The sequence below is a fragment of the Rhodococcus pseudokoreensis genome (assembly GCF_017068395.1).
Taxonomy (GTDB): domain Bacteria; phylum Actinomycetota; class Actinomycetes; order Mycobacteriales; family Mycobacteriaceae; genus Rhodococcus_F; species Rhodococcus_F pseudokoreensis.
Genome location: NZ_CP070619.1, coordinates 2001649 through 2019717, shown reverse-complemented (window position 1 = coordinate 2019717; position 18069 = coordinate 2001649). Strand labels below are relative to the sequence as shown.

General features: G+C 67.3%; 14 protein-coding genes. 9 read left to right on the top strand and 5 right to left on the bottom strand.

The genetic code is table 11. The features are described 5' to 3' along the window. Nucleotides 1–3: 3 nt before the first annotated feature. From JWS13_RS14610 to JWS13_RS14595, 4 genes are read right to left on the bottom strand one after another with little or no spacing between them, the layout of a single operon-like run. On the bottom strand, nt 4–1641 hold the full coding sequence (locus JWS13_RS14610) for a glycosyltransferase family 39 protein (RefSeq protein WP_206006232.1): 1638 nt from the start codon (nt 1639–1641) through the stop codon (nt 4–6). Further along, nucleotides 1638–3137 (bottom strand): glycosyltransferase, encoded by a 1500-nt coding sequence (locus JWS13_RS14605; protein ID WP_206011598.1) that lies wholly within the window; start codon nt 3135–3137, stop codon nt 1638–1640. The genes JWS13_RS14610 and JWS13_RS14605 overlap by 4 nt, the downstream gene beginning before the upstream one ends. Next, the gene (locus JWS13_RS14600; RefSeq protein ID WP_206006230.1) at nt 3134–4594 is read right to left on the bottom strand and encodes a hypothetical protein; all 1461 of its coding nucleotides are present in this window, start codon (nt 4592–4594) and stop codon (nt 3134–3136) included. The genes JWS13_RS14605 and JWS13_RS14600 overlap by 4 nt, the downstream gene beginning before the upstream one ends. A gap of 9 nt (nt 4595–4603) precedes the next feature. Further along, nucleotides 4604–6598, bottom strand: a complete 1995-nt coding sequence (locus JWS13_RS14595; RefSeq protein WP_206006228.1) for a hypothetical protein — start codon at nt 6596–6598, stop codon at nt 4604–4606. A 431-nt stretch (nt 6599–7029) separates the two neighbouring features. Between JWS13_RS14595 and JWS13_RS14590 the strand changes: the two genes are divergently transcribed. Genes JWS13_RS14590 through JWS13_RS14550 form a run of 9 tightly spaced genes read left to right on the top strand, consistent with a single transcriptional unit; the run spans nt 7030 to nt 16942 of the window. Further along, nucleotides 7030–8553, top strand: coding sequence for a sugar transferase (locus JWS13_RS14590; RefSeq protein ID WP_206006226.1), 1524 nt, complete (start codon nt 7030–7032; stop codon nt 8551–8553). After that, a complete protein-coding gene (locus tag JWS13_RS14585) occupies nt 8537–9655 on the top strand; it encodes a glycosyltransferase family 4 protein (protein WP_241032194.1) in 1119 nt (372 codons plus the stop codon). The genes JWS13_RS14590 and JWS13_RS14585 overlap by 17 nt, the downstream gene beginning before the upstream one ends. Then, nucleotides 9652–10365 carry an acyltransferase gene (locus JWS13_RS14580; RefSeq protein WP_206006224.1) on the top strand — a complete coding sequence of 238 codons (714 nt, stop codon included), beginning with the start codon at nt 9652–9654 and terminating at the stop codon, nt 10363–10365. The genes JWS13_RS14585 and JWS13_RS14580 overlap by 4 nt, the downstream gene beginning before the upstream one ends. After that, nucleotides 10362–11363, top strand: coding sequence for a glycosyltransferase family 2 protein (locus JWS13_RS14575; protein ID WP_206006222.1), 1002 nt, complete (start codon nt 10362–10364; stop codon nt 11361–11363). Before JWS13_RS14580 ends, JWS13_RS14575 begins: the two co-directional genes overlap by 4 nt. Continuing rightward, nucleotides 11344–12693: a hypothetical protein gene (locus JWS13_RS14570; RefSeq protein ID WP_206006221.1), complete on the top strand. Its 1350-nt coding sequence runs from the start codon at nt 11344–11346 to the stop codon at nt 12691–12693. The genes JWS13_RS14575 and JWS13_RS14570 overlap by 20 nt, the downstream gene beginning before the upstream one ends. Next, nucleotides 12690–13784, top strand: coding sequence for a polysaccharide pyruvyl transferase family protein (locus JWS13_RS14565; protein WP_206006219.1), 1095 nt, complete (start codon nt 12690–12692; stop codon nt 13782–13784). Before JWS13_RS14570 ends, JWS13_RS14565 begins: the two co-directional genes overlap by 4 nt. Then, nucleotides 13781–14992: a Coenzyme F420 hydrogenase/dehydrogenase, beta subunit C-terminal domain gene (locus JWS13_RS14560; RefSeq protein WP_206006217.1), complete on the top strand. Its 1212-nt coding sequence runs from the start codon at nt 13781–13783 to the stop codon at nt 14990–14992. Before JWS13_RS14565 ends, JWS13_RS14560 begins: the two co-directional genes overlap by 4 nt. A gap of 19 nt (nt 14993–15011) precedes the next feature. Further along, on the top strand, nt 15012–15662 hold the full coding sequence (locus tag JWS13_RS14555; protein WP_241032193.1) for an LbetaH domain-containing protein: 651 nt from the start codon (nt 15012–15014) through the stop codon (nt 15660–15662). Next, nucleotides 15659–16942 (top strand): oligosaccharide flippase family protein, encoded by a 1284-nt coding sequence (locus JWS13_RS14550; protein WP_206006215.1) that lies wholly within the window; start codon nt 15659–15661, stop codon nt 16940–16942. The genes JWS13_RS14555 and JWS13_RS14550 overlap by 4 nt, the downstream gene beginning before the upstream one ends. Nucleotides 16943–16955: 13 nt before the next feature. On the opposite strand, the gene JWS13_RS14545 is transcribed toward JWS13_RS14550, so the two are convergent. Continuing rightward, nucleotides 16956–18053 (bottom strand): glycosyltransferase, encoded by a 1098-nt coding sequence (locus JWS13_RS14545; protein WP_206006213.1) that lies wholly within the window; start codon nt 18051–18053, stop codon nt 16956–16958. Nucleotides 18054–18069 lie beyond the last annotated feature (16 nt).

Here is an 18069-nt window from a genome sequence, read left to right as displayed (position 1 = left end):
CGGTCACAGCACCCGGTACAGCCGCCAGGTGGGTTGGTCCTGGCCGTCGTTCGGTATCTCGAGTTGCAGTGTCGCGATGTCCGCGCCGGTCTCGTACAGCGTCGGGTACCGCCGGTTGACGGCGTCGGACTCGCCACGACCGGTGTTGGGGACGGCGAGGACGTACTGGATGCCGTGCTCGGCGGGCCGGTTGACGATCGACGTGAAGTCCTGGTCGGAGGGGATGACGAACGTGCGCGGGTTGTCGGTCGCGGTGTACACGGCGAACCCGTAGACGGTGTCCATGAGCACCGATCCCTCGGGCAGTCTCATCCCGTCGATGTGGCGGGCCAGTTCCCGTTCGGTGCTGAACGAGGCGATGATCCGGCGCTCGGTGCGCCGCTTGTCGGAGGTGTCGTGCGGCGCGGGGAACACCACCGATTCCAGCGCGTACTGCTGATCCGACAGGGTCGGGGACACCATCAGCGCACCGGTGGCGACGGGCGTGAAGACGACCAGGGCCACCGCGAGGGCCGCCGGAACGGATCGGGAGCCGACGACGAGACGGCGGGTGAACCCGTGCGGGCCGTGCCGGCGCTCCACCAGCGCACCACCCGGCGGGACGAGCTGGAACGCGAGCACCGCCATCAGCGGAAGCGCGCAGATGTAGAACCGCAGGAACGGGAACGTCAGTCCACGCATGTAGCTGAGCGTGGCGAACGCGATCACCGAGGCCAGGACGACCACGGCTGCCACCACCTCGAGGTCGCGGCGACGCCAGGCCAGCACCGCGACGATCGGGACCAGCAGCGGGAGCACGGGCCCGAGCACGACGGTCTCCGCGACGGAGAAGATCAGGGCGTATCCGGCGTCGGTGGACCCGCCGCCGCTCTGCGCGAGGATGTTGGCGTTTCCGTAGGTGGACGAGAACTGCTGCAGGGCCTCACCCGTGATGAGCCAGCTGGTGGCCGCCCACGCCAGGAACGCCACCCCGGTGGGCAGCGCCACCAGCACGGCGTCGAGCGAAGCGGGAAACAGCAGTTCCCGCTTGTTCTTCCAGCCCTGCCGCAGCAGGGTCGTCGCGAAGACGAACACGGTCACGGCCAGCCCGGCGGCCAGCGCGTCGTACCGGGTCAGGTACGCGAGTCCGAGGGCGACCGCGACGGCGACGAGGTCGTGGATGTCGTCGGTGGTGCACCACCGGATCAGCCGGCGGGTGGCCCAGCACATCAGCAGCAGGAACGGCGCCTCGCTCATGCCGTTGCCGCCGTAGAACACGATCATCGGGTTGAGCGCGAACAGCGCGGTGACCGCCCAGATCAGCCACGGCGGGCAGCCGCGATCGGCGCCGATCTTGTAGATCTGCACCACCGCGCCCGCCATGAACGGCGCGGACATCACCACCCCCGTCACACCCCACGCGGTGAGGCCGGGCCACCAGTGGCTGAGCAGCACCGTCGGCAACTGCACCACCGCCGTCAGGGGCGTGAACACGAAACCGATCGCGGCGAGGTGCGGGTCGCGGCTGAACAGGACGCTACGTGCGGCGGAAATGCGACTGAGCGCGTCGCCCATCAGAAATCCGTGCCCGACAGTCAGATACAGGCCGATCACCGCGTACAGTGCGGTGCAGCCCCAGAACAGCCAGCGTGCCGGCCTCACGGCGCCGCCCCCGAATTCGATGACGCTGCATCCGTTTCGGTCGCGGTCGGGGTGCTCGCTCCGCTCAGGCCGTGGAACGTCTTCTCCCAGTACGACGGGTTGCGGATCAGCTGGTACGTGCCCTTGATCGCCGCGATGCTCATCATCACCCAGTACAGCGGGGTCGTCAGTCCCGCGATCAGCAGCGCCGAGTTCCGGGTCTCCCGGCACGCGATCAGATTCATGTAGAGCACGGCGACGTTGCCGAACAGCAGTGAGATGAGCGCCGGGAAGTACACGTACGCGGGAAACTCCTCCTGGATCACCTGCGGCTGGCCCAGGATCCAGGCCAGGCTGATCAGCCAGAACACCATGTTGAGGCACGCGATCAGCGGCGTCCCCGCCATGAGGGCCGTGAACCGGAAGAACCCGACGGCGCCGAGGCCCCGCCACAGACCCACGGGCCTGCGCATGTGCACCAGCCACGTCTGCAGGTACCCCTTGTACCAGCGGGACCGCTGCCGGATCCAGTTGATGGCGTCGCTGTTCGCTTCCTCCAGCGTCGTGGAGTCGAGGACCGCGGTGCGGTATCCCGATTCGGCGATGCGCACCCCCAGGTCGGCGTCCTCGGTGACGTTGAACGGATCCCAGGATCCGATCTCGTCGAGCACGCTGCGCCGCAGGTGATTCGACGTGCCGCCGAGCGGGATGGGTGAATCGCTGCGCATCAGTCCGGGCAGGATGAATCCGAACCACAGCGCGTAGTCGGCGGTGAACCACGCGGTGAGCAGATTCTGGGTCCCGTTGTGGAACGCCAACTTCGCCTGCACGCACGCGGTGTTGTCGGGGAGCCGGTCGAATGCCGCGACGACCCGCCGCAGTTGCAGCGGGTCCGGGTGGTCCTCGGCGTCGTAGATGGTGACGATCTCGCCGGTGGAGAAGTGCAGTCCGTAGTTGCAGGCCTTCGGCTTGGTCCGCGGATCGGCGGGCGGAACGAGGAGGATGGTGACCACGTCGCCGACTCCGGCGGCGTTCGCGGCGTCGATGGTGACGTCGTCGTCCTCCTCGAGGAGTAGCAGCACCTGCAGCTTCTCCTCCGGGTAGCTCAGCGCCCGCATCGCCGCGATGAGATCGGCCACCACTTCCGGTTCGTTGTAGGCGGGAACCAGGATCGTGTACGGCGGCAAGCTGTCGTCGGTCAGTGCGAGGGCGTCCTCGTCCGAGATGCTCACGATGGTGCTGCCGTCGAGGCCGCGGAAGAACAGGATCAGCCGGTCGGCCAGCGTCCAGACGTACGCGATGGTGCAGAAGAGGGTGACCGCCACCAGCGTCGGGATCGGGAAGAAGTACGCACACACGATCCCCACGGCCAGAAGGGCGAGCAGCAGGTTGCGCTGCCACGGGTAGAACGCGACCGAGGCGGACGACATCGGATGCTTCTCGCGGAGACCGTTGACGGCGTCGTGGAGGGCGGCGGCCTTGAACTCGGTGTCGTACGTGTCGTCTTCGCGGGTCACCACTGCTGCGCCTCCACGATCTCGCGTGCCAGGGTTTCGAGCATGTCCCGGTCCTTGTACTCCGGTTCCGTGTCGGAGACCGCGGTCTTGCCCCGCAGCAGGACGGCCAGCGAGTTGGCGCCGTTGGATGCCATCGACGGCGCCGGCTCGGGGAACAGCGCGTCGGGGTCGTGATTGTCGACGGTGATGAGGCTGACCCGCTGCGTGAGTCCCGGGCCCCGCACCCACACGAAGTTGAGGTTGCTCCAGGTGAGGAGAAGATCGTCGTCGACGACGGTGTACATCTCCGCGGTGACCCCGCGGCCGACGTCGACGAAGATCTTCGAGCTGACGCGGGCGTTCTGCAGTCGGTACTGGGTGTGACTGGGGTAGACCTCGAGCGTCGTGGGCCTGCGCACCGACAACGTGTCCACCTGCACGGTGCGGGGGCGGTTCTGCACGTCCCACGCCGGGTTGGGTTCGGTAGTGCGGATGGTCTGCCGGGTGAGCCGCGACGTGGAACCGAAGTACTTGCGAGGCCAGCTGTATTCGGTGAAGTCCAGTTCCTGCCAGCCGCCCGGCACGACGATCCCCGCATGAGCGGCGGGGGAGGGTCCGGGTGAAACGGGGGTCAGGTTCTGGTCGGGCAGCGGTGTCACGAACAGCGCCGCGGCCACCACGAACACCGCGACGAACGTGAATCCGCTGTTGATGGTGGTGGGGCGGCGCACGGGACGATCGAACGGCGCCAGGCTGCCGCCGCGCCGCTTGTGCACGTAGAAGCAGGCTCCGACGATGATCGAGGTCGCCAGGGCCGGACCGAGCTGGGTGGCGAACGTGGGCGCCGTCGGGAACATCCTGATCGTCACGTACAACGCGACGCTGCCCAGTGCCACCGAGCAGGCGAAACCGACGGCGGCGCGGCGGTTGCTCCGGCTCACGGCGATGGCGGTGGCGCCGGAAGCGAGGACGACCATGATCAGGCCGTAGTGGAAACGCTGGCCGCCGAGCAGAATCGCCAGCGAACGGTACGTCAGCGGACCGAGCCCAAGCGCGAGCACCCACACCGGCCAGAACCGGCACACCGGGCGGAGCCCGAAGACGAGGACCGCGGAACTGAACACGAACACCCACGCCGCGACGACGTCGATGTGCATCAACTGGTAGTCCTCTGCGAACCGCGGCAGGAGCAGCACCTGGACCGCCAGGGTGACCAGCAGGCCGATGCCGCCCACGATCTTGTCCGTCTGGCGGTCGTGGATGGGGAGTTCGCCCTCCCGCCGCAACGAGATGCCGATCGCCGCGCAGATGCACAGTGCCGGGACGACGAAGACGTAACCGATGGCGGTGCCCTCGGTGGTACTGCGCCACACGTCCTGCCACGTCTTCCAGAACGCGAAGACCGTGGCCGCCACGATGAGGATCCACCGGGCGGTGAGCCGGATCGCGGCGTCGATGGCGACGTTGCCGATGATCATGAGAGCCGCTCAGCGTGGCAGCGGACGGGTCCGGCGATGACGCATCACGACCGCCGCCGCGATCACGATGCCCACCAGCAGCAGGATGCCGGCGATACCGAGCACCCACCCGACCGTCGTGGAGACGCCGGACGAGCCCGCACTCCCCGCGGTGTCCGGTATCGACAGTTCGACGGGGTCGCGGTTCGCGGCGGTGAAGAGGATGTCACCGTTCAGACTCGCCCAGCGATCCGGTGTCGCGCGCAGCCATTCGAGCGTCCGGTCGAGTTCGCCGGGCACACCGGTGGATCCGGCGACCACCACCTGCCGGGTGCCGTCGAACGCGGTCTGCAGTGACGCGAAGTCGATCGGTGCGCCGAACGTGACGGTGGTGGAGCCGTCGGTCCCCGGATCGGTCAGTTCGAACGTGGAGTCCTCGGTGCTCGACAGGGGCAGCGGGACGCCGTCCGGCAGATTCCCGTCGGCCGCGATGAGGATGGCGGGCGACTCCGAACCGACGGCCTCGTCGATCGAGACCCAATGCGGGTCGAGTTCGACGGTGGTCAGCGACTGCAGTCCCGTCACCACGGCCACGGCGCGTGCGGTGTCGTCGAATCCGCCGACGGTTCCTGCGACGTCGACGCTCGGCAGCAACGACTGCGGCAGCGACTCGAAGCCACCCGGATGCGGGGTGCCCGACGGTTCGCTGGTGACCTCGCTGTCGGGGTCGATCGACAGGGTGACGGGTTGTTCGAGTCCGCACTGGTTGGTCGCGCCCGTGGTCTGCAGGGCGACGGTGAGGGTGGTGACCCGGCGCAGCGCGTCGTTCGGCACGTCGATCCACCGGTCGATCGCACCACTGGGTTCGGCTGCCCAGCTGGCCACCTGCCGGTCGCCGGCGGAGACGGAGATCAGGCCGTTCTGATTGCTCGGCAGCGGCGTGTACGTGCCCTGCAGGTTGACTCGCACGGTGTCCGAGGCCCGGCCGAGCCGGGTCTGGTCGAGTCCGAGCGCGACGTCGACGCGGCCGTGCGCGGTGGAGCTGAGGTTGGTCTGGCCGAGCCCGCGCAGCGTGGTCGACGTGGGGGCGAGGATCGGCGGGTTGTCCATCGAGCCGGCCGTCGCGCGGGCCTCCACCGCGATGCTCGCCACCTGGCTGGTGATCAGCCGGCTCTGGTTCAGCAGGGTGCGCTCGTCGCCGGTAAGCCGCAGAGCCGGGGGACCTGTGGGGGCCGGGATCAACTCGGTCCCGGCGGTGCCGCTCTCGCGGATCACCACGGAACGCTCGAACGGGCTGTCGGCGGCCGTCGGCGTCAACTGTCCGTCGGGAAGACGCCGCACGTCGACCCGCACCGGTTGCGCGCCGTAATAGGCGACGACGGCCGCGCCGAGGTCGACGGCCGCCGCACTCTCCGCCGAACTGGGATCGCCGGGAACGTAGAGGTGCAACTGCTGGAGGACCGGCGGCAGGAAGTCCGCGACGACCGTCGGGTTCGCGGGCGTCCCGCTGTACGCGGCGCGGACGTCGCGGAACGTCAGGCTGCGTCCCGTCCAGTCCTGCGGGCAGACGCCGTCCAGCGGCACCAGCGTCGTACGGAGGGTCACCGCGACCGCCTGATCGGTCAACTCCGCGCCCGCGAGGGGAATCGACACCGGCGCACTCTGGGCAGGTGCCCCCGGCAGATCCACCCGGCCGAGCGAACGACCCGCGGACTCGACATCGATCCACGCCCGCCCCACATTGCCCGGAAGATCTACCACCCCGTCGAGCGACGTCGGCGTCAGTCCCTGCGGGACCGGCACCGTGATGGTCACCTCGTCGTGATTGCCGCGGAACGGCACCGCCTCACCGAACCCGAGCGTCCGCGAATCCAGCGACACAGCCCCACTGGGCTGCGGTTCGATCTCCGCGGAAACTGGATCCTGCGCATGCGCCACCGGCAGCGACAACAACGTCAGCCCACACGCGGCGAACACGGCGAGCAGTCGGGAAGTGTGTGAGCGGACAGGTACTGCAACGGGCATCGGCGAATCTTTCGGTGCGGCGTGGCGGGCGAAGTCTCGAATAGGCACAAATGGGACGTTCGTGCATGACGCTACAAGGGAACATGGCCGTGCGTGTGACGAACGAGAGTTGTCCGGCAGCAACGTATCCGCGTGGGCAACTGGATTGGTATGCGGTGATATCGCGCGACGGTGGTACTGAAATGATCTGAAAACTGGATATGGGACCGGTTTTCCGCATGGGTTCGGAGCGCGAGGTCGGCTCGTTCATCGATTCACCGTGAGGGGGCCAGTGGATCAGAAGTTGTTGCTACTCGCCGGTATTCGCGTCGATGTGGTGAAGATTGCCACAGAGTGAGCAGGAGACCGTCCGGTCTGCAATCATCATCACGGCAATAACACCACATACAAGTTCCGAACCCCGAGAGCTTGATCCGGAGGCGAAGCAGAGAATGGCGTCCAGTTCGACCGTTCGTAGCGCGGTGGACGCACATGCCTCCAATCTCGGACCCCACGTGGTCGGGGATGTTCACGGCGTCGTTCGTCGCCGCTGGCAGACTACGTACATCCGGCGTCTCGCGGTCACCGACGCCCTGGTCGTGACGGCCGCGGTCGCCACGGCGCAGTGGTGGAGATTCGGAGGCTCCGACGCCCAGGTGCAGTCGCAGTCTCTCGACAACGTCAGCTACACACTCATTTCCGCAGCACTGGTCGCCATGTGGCTGGGAATGCTCACCGTGTTCCATGCCCGGTCGCCGCGAGTGATCGGTAGCGGACCGGAGGAGTACCGGCGGATCGCGACCGCCACGATGCGCTTGTTCGGGATCATCGCCATCGCAGCGTTGCTCGCCAGGCTCGACCTCGCCCGCCTCTATCTCGCGATCGCGCTTCCGGCCGGGCTGTTGGGACTGCTGGTCAGCCGGTGGATGTGGCGTCGTGTGGTGTCGTACAAGAGGGCACACGGACACTTCCGGACATCCGTTCTCGCCGTCGGTGCCCATCATTCGGTGCGTAGCCTCGCCGAGTCCTTCGATCGTGGCACCGCGGACGGCTTTCTCGTGGTGGGAGCATGTATTCCGGGTCATTCCCGACGAGTGGACGAGCACATCACGGTAGGCGGCCGGCCCATCCCGGTGCTGGGAAGCGAAAACGATGTGGTGGACGCGTTGCGCGAATCGGGTGCAGACACCGTCGCGGTCACGGCCACCGAACATCTCGGACACCACGGATTGCGGCAGATGGTGTGGGATCTCGAGAATCACGAGGTCGATCTCGTAGTAGCGCCGGGGATGATGGACGTGTCGGGGCCGCGCCTCGAGATTCGACCCGTGGCCGGTCTGCCACTGATCCACGTCGAGAAGCCGAGCTACCACGGCGCGAGCAAGTTCGGAAAGACTTCGTTCGACATCGCCTTCGCTCTGTTCGCGCTCGTCCTGGTCAGTCCGGTGATGTTCGCCGCCGCGGTGGCAGTCAAGCTGACCAGCAGGGGGCCGGTGTTATACCGGTCCGAACGGATGGGTCTCGACGGGAAGCCGTTCCAGATGTTGAAGTTTCGCTCGATGGTGCAGAACGCGGACACGCAGGTCGCGTCGCTCATGGAACGCAACGAGGGTGCCGGGATTCTGTTCAAATTACGTGAAGACCCCCGCGTGACGCGGGTCGGACGTGTGCTGCGCCGGTTCAGCATCGACGAACTGCCGCAGTTCGTCAACGTGCTGCGACGCGATATGAGTATCGTCGGACCGCGTCCGCCGCTGCACCGGGAAGTGGAGGCGTACGACGGAGACGTCCACCGCAGACTTCTCGTCAAACCCGGAGTCACCGGACTGTGGCAGGTGAGCGGGCGTTCGGACCTGTCGTGGGAGGAATCGGTGCGACTCGATTTGTCGTACGTGGAGAATTGGTCGATGGTTGGCGACATGCTGATCATCGCGAAGACTCTGAGGGCTGTGGTGGCGAGTGACGGCGCGTACTGACATGCGGGTGTTGCTCGACGGGTACTGGTGGGTCGACGGACCGCCCTCCGGCCGACTGGTCCTCAGGGAGGCCATCGGCCAATGGGCGCAATCCTATCCGGGAGACGAGTTGTTTCTGGCCGTTCCGGCCGGGCGGGCCGCATCGGCGAGAGCAACTGTCCCGGACGGCGTTCGCGTCGTTCCCACTCGTACGAGGGTTCATCCACTGATCAACAGCGTGGAATTGCCGTTCGTCGCGCGCAGGATCGGCGACGTCGATGCCGTGCTGGCGCAGAACTTTTCCCCGGTGGGATCGCCGTCCGTCGTGTACGTGCACGACGTGTTGTTCCAGTCGAACCCGGAGTGGTTCACGCGAGTCGAACGCGCATACCTGTCCCTCATTCCCCGGCTCGCGCGCCGCGCGGGTTCCGTGGTCACGTCCTCCGAGGCGGAGCGGGTGCGGATTCGCACCCACAACCCGGACCTCGGGCGGGTCGCGGCCTCCGGACTCGGCGTGGCACGCGGACTGTTGTCCGCCGAATCCGTGTCGCCGCCCGCAGTCCCGCGCACGGCCGAATTCGTGCTCACGGTGGGCCGGCTCAATGTGCGCAAGAACGTCCAGCGAATCATCGACGCGGGTGTGAACTCCGGGCTGATCACCCCGGAGTACCCGCTGGTCGTGGTCGGCGAAGCCTCCGGTAAGACTGCGCCTGTCGACCCGTCCTCCCGCGCCGCGGTCGACGACGGCAGCGTGATCTTCACCGGGCGCCTGTCCGACGGTGAACTGCGGTGGCTCTACGAGAATTGCGACTACTTCTGCTGCCTGTCTCTCGGCGAGGGGTTCGGGCTGCCGCCCGTGGAGGCTCGGGCGTTCGGCGCACGCGTGCTCGTCAGCGACCTGGAGGTCTTCCGCGAAACACTCGGAGCGGACGCCACCTACGTCGACCCGCTCGACGTGGGACGGATCGCCGCCGCCATGGCGGCACTAACGGAGGCCGGAACGGATGGTCCCCGACCGACTGCCCACCGGGAATCGGCACACGACGACTGGCCGGAAGTGATTCGAGTGCTCCGTGAAGAATTGCGTCACGTCTCCGGTTCGATCGTCGGTGCGACGCGGTGACGGTCAGCCTGCTCGGCAACGCGTACCTGCACCTGCGTGGACGGGAACTTCCCGCGGACGTACCCACGTCGGTGATGGCGGGATTCGCGGTACGCAAGGGAATCGAGGCCGCGCGCGGTCTGGTGCTCGGGGCCCGCTATGCGGGTGTGTCCACCCTGCACTTCCGCGGACGACGCGTGACGGTCACGGGCGGAGCGTTCCTCAGTATGGGCAGGGGCGTCTGCCTCGGTGACGACGTCCGGGTCGAGGCGTTTTCCCGGAACGGAATCGAACTGGGCGACAACGTCACGGTGGGGCGCGGCGCGACCATCGCGGCATCGGGGGTGATCGCGAACCCCGGGACCGGAGTGGTGATCGGCGACCGGACCGCCGTGGGTATGTACAACACCGTCTGGGGTCAGGGCGGCGTCGTGATCGGACGCGACTGCCTGCTGGGCCCGAATGTGGTGATCGTCAGTGAGAATCACATATACGACGATGAGGACATCCCCATCCGTCTCCAGGGTGAAGCGAGGCTGCCGGTAACCGTGGGCGACGACTGCTGGCTCGGAGCGGGGGTGGTCGTCGTCGCCGGGGTCACCATCGGCGCCGGGTCGGTTGTCGGCGCGGGGTCCGTGGTGACCGCTGATCTTCCGCCGGGAAGTGTGGCCGTCGGTTCACCCGCCCGGGTGGTCGGCAGCAGGCGCGAGATGGGTGGTGAGAGCGCATGAGCGAGGAACAGAGAATCCGCGTCTCGGTGCTGGTCGTCACGTTCAACAGCGCTGCCGTGATCGGCCCGTGCCTTCGGCCGCTGGCCGACGAGCCGGACATCGAGATCGTCGTCCTCGACAACGACTCGCACGACGGCACTCTCGACACGGTCGAGCGGGTCGCTCCCCGTGCGCGCATCGTCCGCAATTCCGCGAATCTGGGTTTCGCCCGGGGAGTCAACGCGGCCGCAGCGCAGGCGCGCGGCGAGCATCTGCTGCTGCTCAATCCCGACGCCCGCATCGCCCCAGCCGACGTGCGCGCGCTCAGCCGGGTTCTCGACGACGGCGCAGGCATCGCCGCCCCCGTCCTGGAGAAGCCGGGCAATCGCCTCACCATCCGCGAGGGTGGTCGCCGGCCGGGCCTGTGGCGCGTCGTCTGCCACTACTACGGCTTGTCGCGACTGTCGTCGACGGCGGGGGCAGTCGAGGGTCTCTACCTGCTGAAGCGGAACTCGTTCGTCAGCAGGGACGTCGACTGGGTTTCCGGGGCCTGTCTGATGACGCATGCCGACCTGTGGCGGGAACTGGGTGGGTTGACCACGCGCTGGTTCATGTATGCGGAGGATCTCGAGTACTGCCTGCGTGTCCAGGAGGCGGGCCACCGGATCGTCATGTCCGCCGAGGCGTCGGGTGTGCACACCATCGGCGAGAGTTCGGCGCCGTCGGGGGATAGCAGGCCGAACTCGGCATGGGTGGTCAATCTGTACGACCTGTACAAGTGGAGGCTCTCGCGTTCGCGCATCCAGAATCTGGCGTGGAAGTGCGCAGTCGGTGGCGGACTGCTCGCCCGTTCGGCGGCGTACCGCGTGAAAGCCGTGCAGGACCCGTCCCGCCGGCAGTCCTGGCGGGAGGAGTCCCGAAAGTTCTCCTGGTATGCGCGGGACCTCCTGCGGGTGCCGACGAGCGCGACGACGGACACCGCCAGGGAGGTGATCGATCGTGAGTCTGCCCGTACGTGACGCGGTGGACCGGCTGTCGCCGTCCATGTGCCTCGTCCCCGGGATCCTCGTCCTCGCGTTGCTCCTGCCGTCCCTGGTCGGCACCACGATCACACTCGCGGTGCTTGCGGGTATCGCGATCTCGGTTCTGTGCAGCCGCCAACCGAGGATCGCGCTGACGCTGTGGCTCCTGGTCGTGTGCTTCGTCCCGTTCTGGTTCGGCGCCACCGACCCGTTCTACCTGTCGCCGACCGCGCTGATGTCGGTGTTGGTTCTCGGGGCGATGCTGCTCTTCAATCGGTGGGAGCCGAACAAGATCGACGTGTGCATCCTCGTCTTCTTCGCGTGCTGCGCGATTCTCGTCGTGGTCGGGTGGGCGCGGCCCGGCGACGTGACGAGTGCGTTGTCGCAGTGGCTGCTGTCCTTCCTGGTCGGCAGGCTATTGGTTCAGCGCGTGGGCACCGAGTTCACCTATCGCGTCATCGCTGTTCTCTTCACCGTCGTCGCGGTGTGCGCGGTGGCCGAATTCGTCCTGCGCTGGAACCCGTATTACGACCTGGCGAATGCGACGGTGCAATACCGCCTGTGGGGGCATTCCCAGTTACGGGGCGGAATCGTCCGATCGGAGTGGGCGTTCGGGCACTCCATCGCACTGGCCAACTCGGTCGCACTCGCGATCCCGATCGTATTCGCCACGACGTTCCGGACACGTGTGAAGGTGGTGTGCATCGCGCTGATGCTCGCCGCCGCGGTGGTCTCGTTCAGCCGTTCGGGCATGATCAGCGCCGCGTTCGCCGTGGTCCTGACACTGTTCTTCATGAGGGGCCGTAGCGAATCGCGGAGCGGGATGCTCGTTCTCGCAGGCGGTGTCGTCGGCGCAGCGCTGGCCAGTCCCTGGATCGTCGGCATCTTCGAACAGGCCGGTTCGGAGGCCGAGGACAGCGCCCAGTACCGATCGAAACTGAACGGCCTGATCCCGACGATGAATCCGATGGGAATCGCGAACGGATACGTCGAATCGGACGGAGTTCCCTATTTCAGCGGCTTCAAATCGATCGACAGCACGTTCGTGCTGCTGGGTCTGAGTTTCGGCCTCTTCGTCGCCGCCGCGGCCATCCTCGGTACGGTGTGGCTTGCGGTCCGCGTGATCACCCGCACCGCGACGCCGCCGATGATCGGCGTGGCGGCCGTCGTGCCCGCTCTCTTCACGGTCGCACTGATCACTCAGTTCGGTGCGCTGCTGTGGTTCTTCATCGGGATGGTCTCCCTCACCGGAGCGACACGGCAGGAACAACCCGAACCGCGATTCCGCCACGATCGACAATCGCAACTGACAGGGGCGGACACATGACGAAGGTACTCGTACTCTGGGCGGACACCAGATCGGCCAATTTCGGTGTGCAGGTGCTGGCACGGGGTCTCGCCGAACTGGCGACCCGCGCCTGGGGACCCGAGACCGTCGTCGAGTTCCAGAACTACATGCCGGGAGACTCTCCCGTCTCGTTCACCACCCGATCGATCGCGCGCGATTTCGGTCGACGGAACGGGCCGATCAAGACGAAGCTCCGCGAGTACGACGTCATCCTCGATTCGGGCGCGGGAGACAGTTTCACCGACATCTACGGGCTGAAGCGCCACGCGTTCATGGTGTACGCCAGCAGGTCGGCCGCGAAACTCGGGATACCCGTCGCGATGGGACCGCAGACGATAGGTCCGTTCACCACGGCAGCGGGACGGCGGGGCGGGAAGTACTGCCTCGACAGAGCGTCGGTCGTGCAGTCCCGCGACGACGTCAGTGCCGAGTACTCGGCGACGCTCGGCAGACCCGTCGATGCGCGCGCGACCGACGTCGTGTTCGCACTGCCGCGCACCGAGGTCCCGAAGTCGCGGGACGTGGTGGTCAACGTGTCGGGCCTGCTGTGGTTCTCGGATCGGCACGGCGACTCCGCCGGCTACCGCAACTCCGTGCGCTCCCTGCTCGGCGAGTTGCGCTCGGCGGGACGGCAGGTGAGCCTGCTCGCGCACGTCGTGGATGCGGTCAGCGTCGACGACGACGTGGCGGCCGTCCGGGACCTCGACTCCGAGTTCCGTTCCGGGCTGGAGGTCGTGATTCCCCGCACGCTCGACGAAGTCAGGAACACGGTGGGCTCGGCGGAGTGGGTCGTCGGCGCGCGGATGCATGCGTGCCTCAACGCGCTGTCGATGGGCACACCCGCCATTCCGTGGGCGTACTCGCGAAAGTTCGCACCCCTGATGTCCGACCTCGGCTGGGATCTGAGTGTCGACCTCGCGCACGAGCAGAACCCGGGCGAGGTGACGGCGCAGGTCATCACGACTCGGAAGGCCGCGGATGTCGGCGACCAGGTGAAGGGGGTTCACGACCTCGCGGAGCAACGCCTGAGTGCCGCGGTCGCCTCCCTGCAGACGGTGGGGACGGCGTGACCCGCACCCTCGAGGATGCCGTCCGTCGGGTAGTAGTGAACGGAAATTGCACCGGTTGCGGTGGGTGCACGCTGGTGTCGTCCCGCATCGAGATGCAATTGGACGCGGCGGGATACATGCGCCCGTCCTTCACCGCCGTCGCGAGCGATCCCGGCACCGATCGCGAAGAGCGTGCGCTGTTCGACGCCACGTGTCCGGGAAAGCGGGTCCGCGCACCCGAACTGCCGGGCGGCACCGCCCATGCCGTCTTCGGCCGCCACGTCTCGGTGTGGAAGGCGTGGGCCACCGACGAGAACGTCCGTGAGTCGGGTAGCAGCGGCGGCGTTCTCACCGCCCTTGCCGGGTGGCTGGTGGAGACGGGACAGACGAAGTCGGTCATCGGCAGCAGCCCCGGGGGCGGTCCGACGCGCAGCGTGCCGATCCAGATCGTCTCGAAGGATCAGGCATTGCGGGCGGCGGGATCGCGCTATGCGCCGGTCAGCAATATCCCGTTGCTGGCGGCCGGGGCCGCCGATACTGCACTCATCGGCAAACCCTGCGAGGCGACAGCCGCCCGGCAATACTTCGACGCCACCGGCGCGTCGCAGGCGAACCATCCGATCCTGCTGTCGTTCTTCTGCGCCGGCACCCCCAGCCAGCAGGCGACCGACACTCTCGTCGAGGAACTGGGCTTCACGACGGAGGGGGTCACGGCGCTGCGCTACCGCGGCAACGGATGGCCCGGAACGTTTGCGGTCCACTCGGAATCGGACGTGCGGGAACTGTCGTACGACGAGTCGTGGGGGCAACATCTGGGCCGCAGACTCCAATGGCGGTGCAAGCTCTGCGTCGACGGAACCGGAGGACACGCGGACATCGCCGTCGGTGACTACTGGCGCTGCGACGAGCGCGGCTATCCGGTCTTCGACGATGCGGACGGCGTGTCCGTCGCCATCGCCCGCACCCGTCGCGGTCACGAGTTGCTGCTCGACGCTGAGCGCCGCGGGATACTGCACCTCGAAGAGATCGCCATCGACAGCGTTGTGCCGGTGCAACCGCTGCAGGTCGGCCGCAAGCTGACCCTGGCGGGCAGGTTGCTCGGCCGGCTGGCGGGTGGAAGGCGCGTTCCCCGGTACACGGGATACGGTCTGCTCGCACTCGCGGCCCGCACCCCCGTTGCTGCGCTGCGGTCGGCGGCAGGCACGTTCGTCCGTACCATTTCGGGTTGAGCGGACGGGGTTCGAGAAGATGGGTGGATCGACAGTGCCGACGGAGATGCAGCAGGGTTGGTGCGGACGGCTCGTGGCCCGGCATTTCGCGGCACTGCCGCTGAAACGACGATTTCTCGCACTGGTCGCGCGTAGTGAAGGCGGACAGTTCACGTCACTCTCACTCCGCGCAATCCTCGACCGGCACTACGGCGTGCGAGTCGGAAACTATTCCTACGGGTCACTGCTCGAACCCGGAATGGCAGACAGGGATACCGTCATCGGGTCCTACGTGTCCATCGGCCCCAACGTGCGCAGGCTCGGTGCGGCGCACCCGGTCGACTCCCTCAGCATGCACCCGTACTGGTACAACCCCGCGCTCGGACTCGTTCCGGCGGATGCCGACGTGGAGCGGACGGGGTGCGAGATCGGGCACGAGTCGTGGATCGGTGCCAATGTGACGATTCTGCCGGGATGCCGGCGAATCGGGATCGGTGCCGTCGTGGGAGCGGGTGCCGTGGTCACCAGGGACGTGCCCGACTTCGCGGTCGTGGTGGGCACTCCCGCGCGCCAGATCGCCGAGCGGCTCACGGACGATCAGCGCCGGGGGCTGCTCGATGCCCGTCCCTGGGAACTCGCGCCGGCGGACTGCCGCGCCACCCTGGACCGCCTCGGAGACGGTGTCCGATGACGGCGGCCGCACGGCTCCGCACGCTCGTGGTCGCGGACTCCCCGGTGCAACTGGTGGTGGGGAATCTCGGGGCCGCCGCGCTTTCGCTTCTCAGCGCACCCATCGTCGCGCGGGCGATCGGTCCGGACGGCAGGGGAGAGACGGCGGCGGCGATCGCTCTGTTCTTCATCGTGCCCATCGTTCTCGCGTTCGGGATTCCGCTCGAGGTGCGGAGAGTGGCGGCGACGACGGACGGTAAGGCAGTCCTGCGCAGCGCGCGGGTCTTCTGTGCTCTCAGCGTGTTGTTGTCGGTGCCGGTCGCGGTCGTTGCCGCGCTGACGTTGTTCGCGGATCTCGAGGACTCGGCGCGGGTCGTGGCCGCGGTGGGCCTAGCCGTCAGTCCGCTGGCGATGAGCTGGATGTGCGACAGCAGCGTTTTGATCGCACACCTCCGCTACAGGGCGGTTCTGGTCGTGCGACTTACCTACCCGGCGATCTACGTCTCCCTCGTGTCGGTGTGGTGGATCCTCGGACTCGCGACGACGGCAACCGTTCTGGCAGCGAACGTCGCGGGAACGGTGGGGACGTTCGCCGTGGCTCTGACGCTGACGAAGACGTCCGTCCGGGGCGAGTATCACCCGCTGGGCTCGCTACGGAGAGGTGCGGTGCGATACGCGGGAAGCGCGGTCGCAGAATCCGCGTCGAGCAGGCTCGACCAGGTTCTCGCCCTGCCGCTGCTCGGCGCCGCGCAGGCGGGTATGTATTCCGTCGCGGTGACCGTGGCGGCCGTTCCGCTCGCACTCGGGCAAGCGCTGGGGGCGTCGTTCTTTCCGCTCGTCGCCCGCACCGAGGGTGCGGAGCGGGCGAAGCTGAAGGCGGAGGCCGCGAGGGTCGGTGTCGCTCTTGCCCTGCTGAGTACGCCCGTTCTCGCGGCAGCGTCGTACGTAGGGATCCCGATCGTGTTCGGCGACGCCTTCGAACCGGCGGTCCGAGCGGCCGTGGTGGGCACGATCGGTGGCGGTGCGATGCTCGCCGCTTACGTGTGCTCGATGGCCCTCGCGGCCGAAGGGCGAGGCGTGCGCATGACGATCGCGCAGATCGTCGCCCTGGCTACGGGCATCGGACTTCTGTTCGTGCTGGGGCCGCCGTTCGGTGCGGTGGGCGCCGCGGCGGCATCGTCGGTGTCCTACCTGCTCCTGCTCGCGATCCTTCTGGTGTCGCTGAACGTGCCGCTCGGGAATCTGCGATTGCGGACTTCGGATTTCACGGAGTCGGTGGCGCGTCTGCTGCGCCGAGCCTGACCAATCCGCGGCCTCACCGGGCGAGGTCGAGCAAGGCTTCGTGGTATGCCGCGCACACCCCTTCCCACGTGTAGTCGGTGGCCTGTCGTGCGAGTGTTCTGGTGCTCAGCGTGTTCTGTAGTTCATGATCCGACAGGACCTCCGCCATCCCATGGGCGATGGCGTCGCTGTCCGGCTCGACGAATCGTGCGGCGGTGCCGAGCACCTCCCTGTTGAAGACGGTGTCGCGGGCCACTGTGGGTGCCCCGCACGCCATGGCCTGAACCAGCGCGGGATTGGTACCTCCCACACTGTGACCGTGGAAGTAGGCCCCGGCGTGCTGCCAGAGGGCGAACAATTTGTCGTCGTCACTCACGTGGCCCAGCCAGTGAATGCGCTCGTTGCCCGCCGCGAGTTCGGCCGCTCTGGCGTCGAATTCGCCCCCGTAACCCGAAGATCCGACGATGACCACGTCCCACTCGTCGCTCAAGTCCTGGGCGGCGGAGAAGAACTCGCCGACCGTGTTCTCGGGGACGAAGCGGGCGACCATCAGAGCGTACGACCGGGTATCGAAACCCTCGACCGGATCGAGTTGTGGCGGGACGGTGCCGCCGTAAGGGATGAACAGCCCGTCGCGCCGGAACTCGTCGGACCACCGGCGTTCGAGTTCCTTCGAGTCGTAGACGAGCCGGTCGCCCAGCCTGGCGGTGAGATGGGCGCCGCCTTTGAACACCGACTTCGCCAGCCCACCCCACTTGGCGCGTTCCCATTCGATGCCGTCCACGTTGATCAGGGTGGGAATCCCCCGTGCCTTCAGGAGCGGGAGCCAGTACCCGTTGGCCACGTTCATGATCAACGCGACGTCGGGTCGGCGCCGCGACGCGTGCGCTGCCGAGGTGAGGCCGTACGAGAGCGTGCTGAGTGACTTCGAATCCATGCCGCGGGTGACCACGGTGTCGATCCGCGGATCGGCGAGGGGGTCGTCCGTGCGGGTGGAGTCCTCTCTGCCGTAGACGGTCACCGACCACCCGTGCTCGGCGAGATACGGCGCCAATTGACGGACGAGTGTCTCGAAACCGCCGTAGTAGCTGGGGTAACCGCGAGTTCCGAGAATGGCGACCGACTTCTTCATGAATCCTCTTCGACTG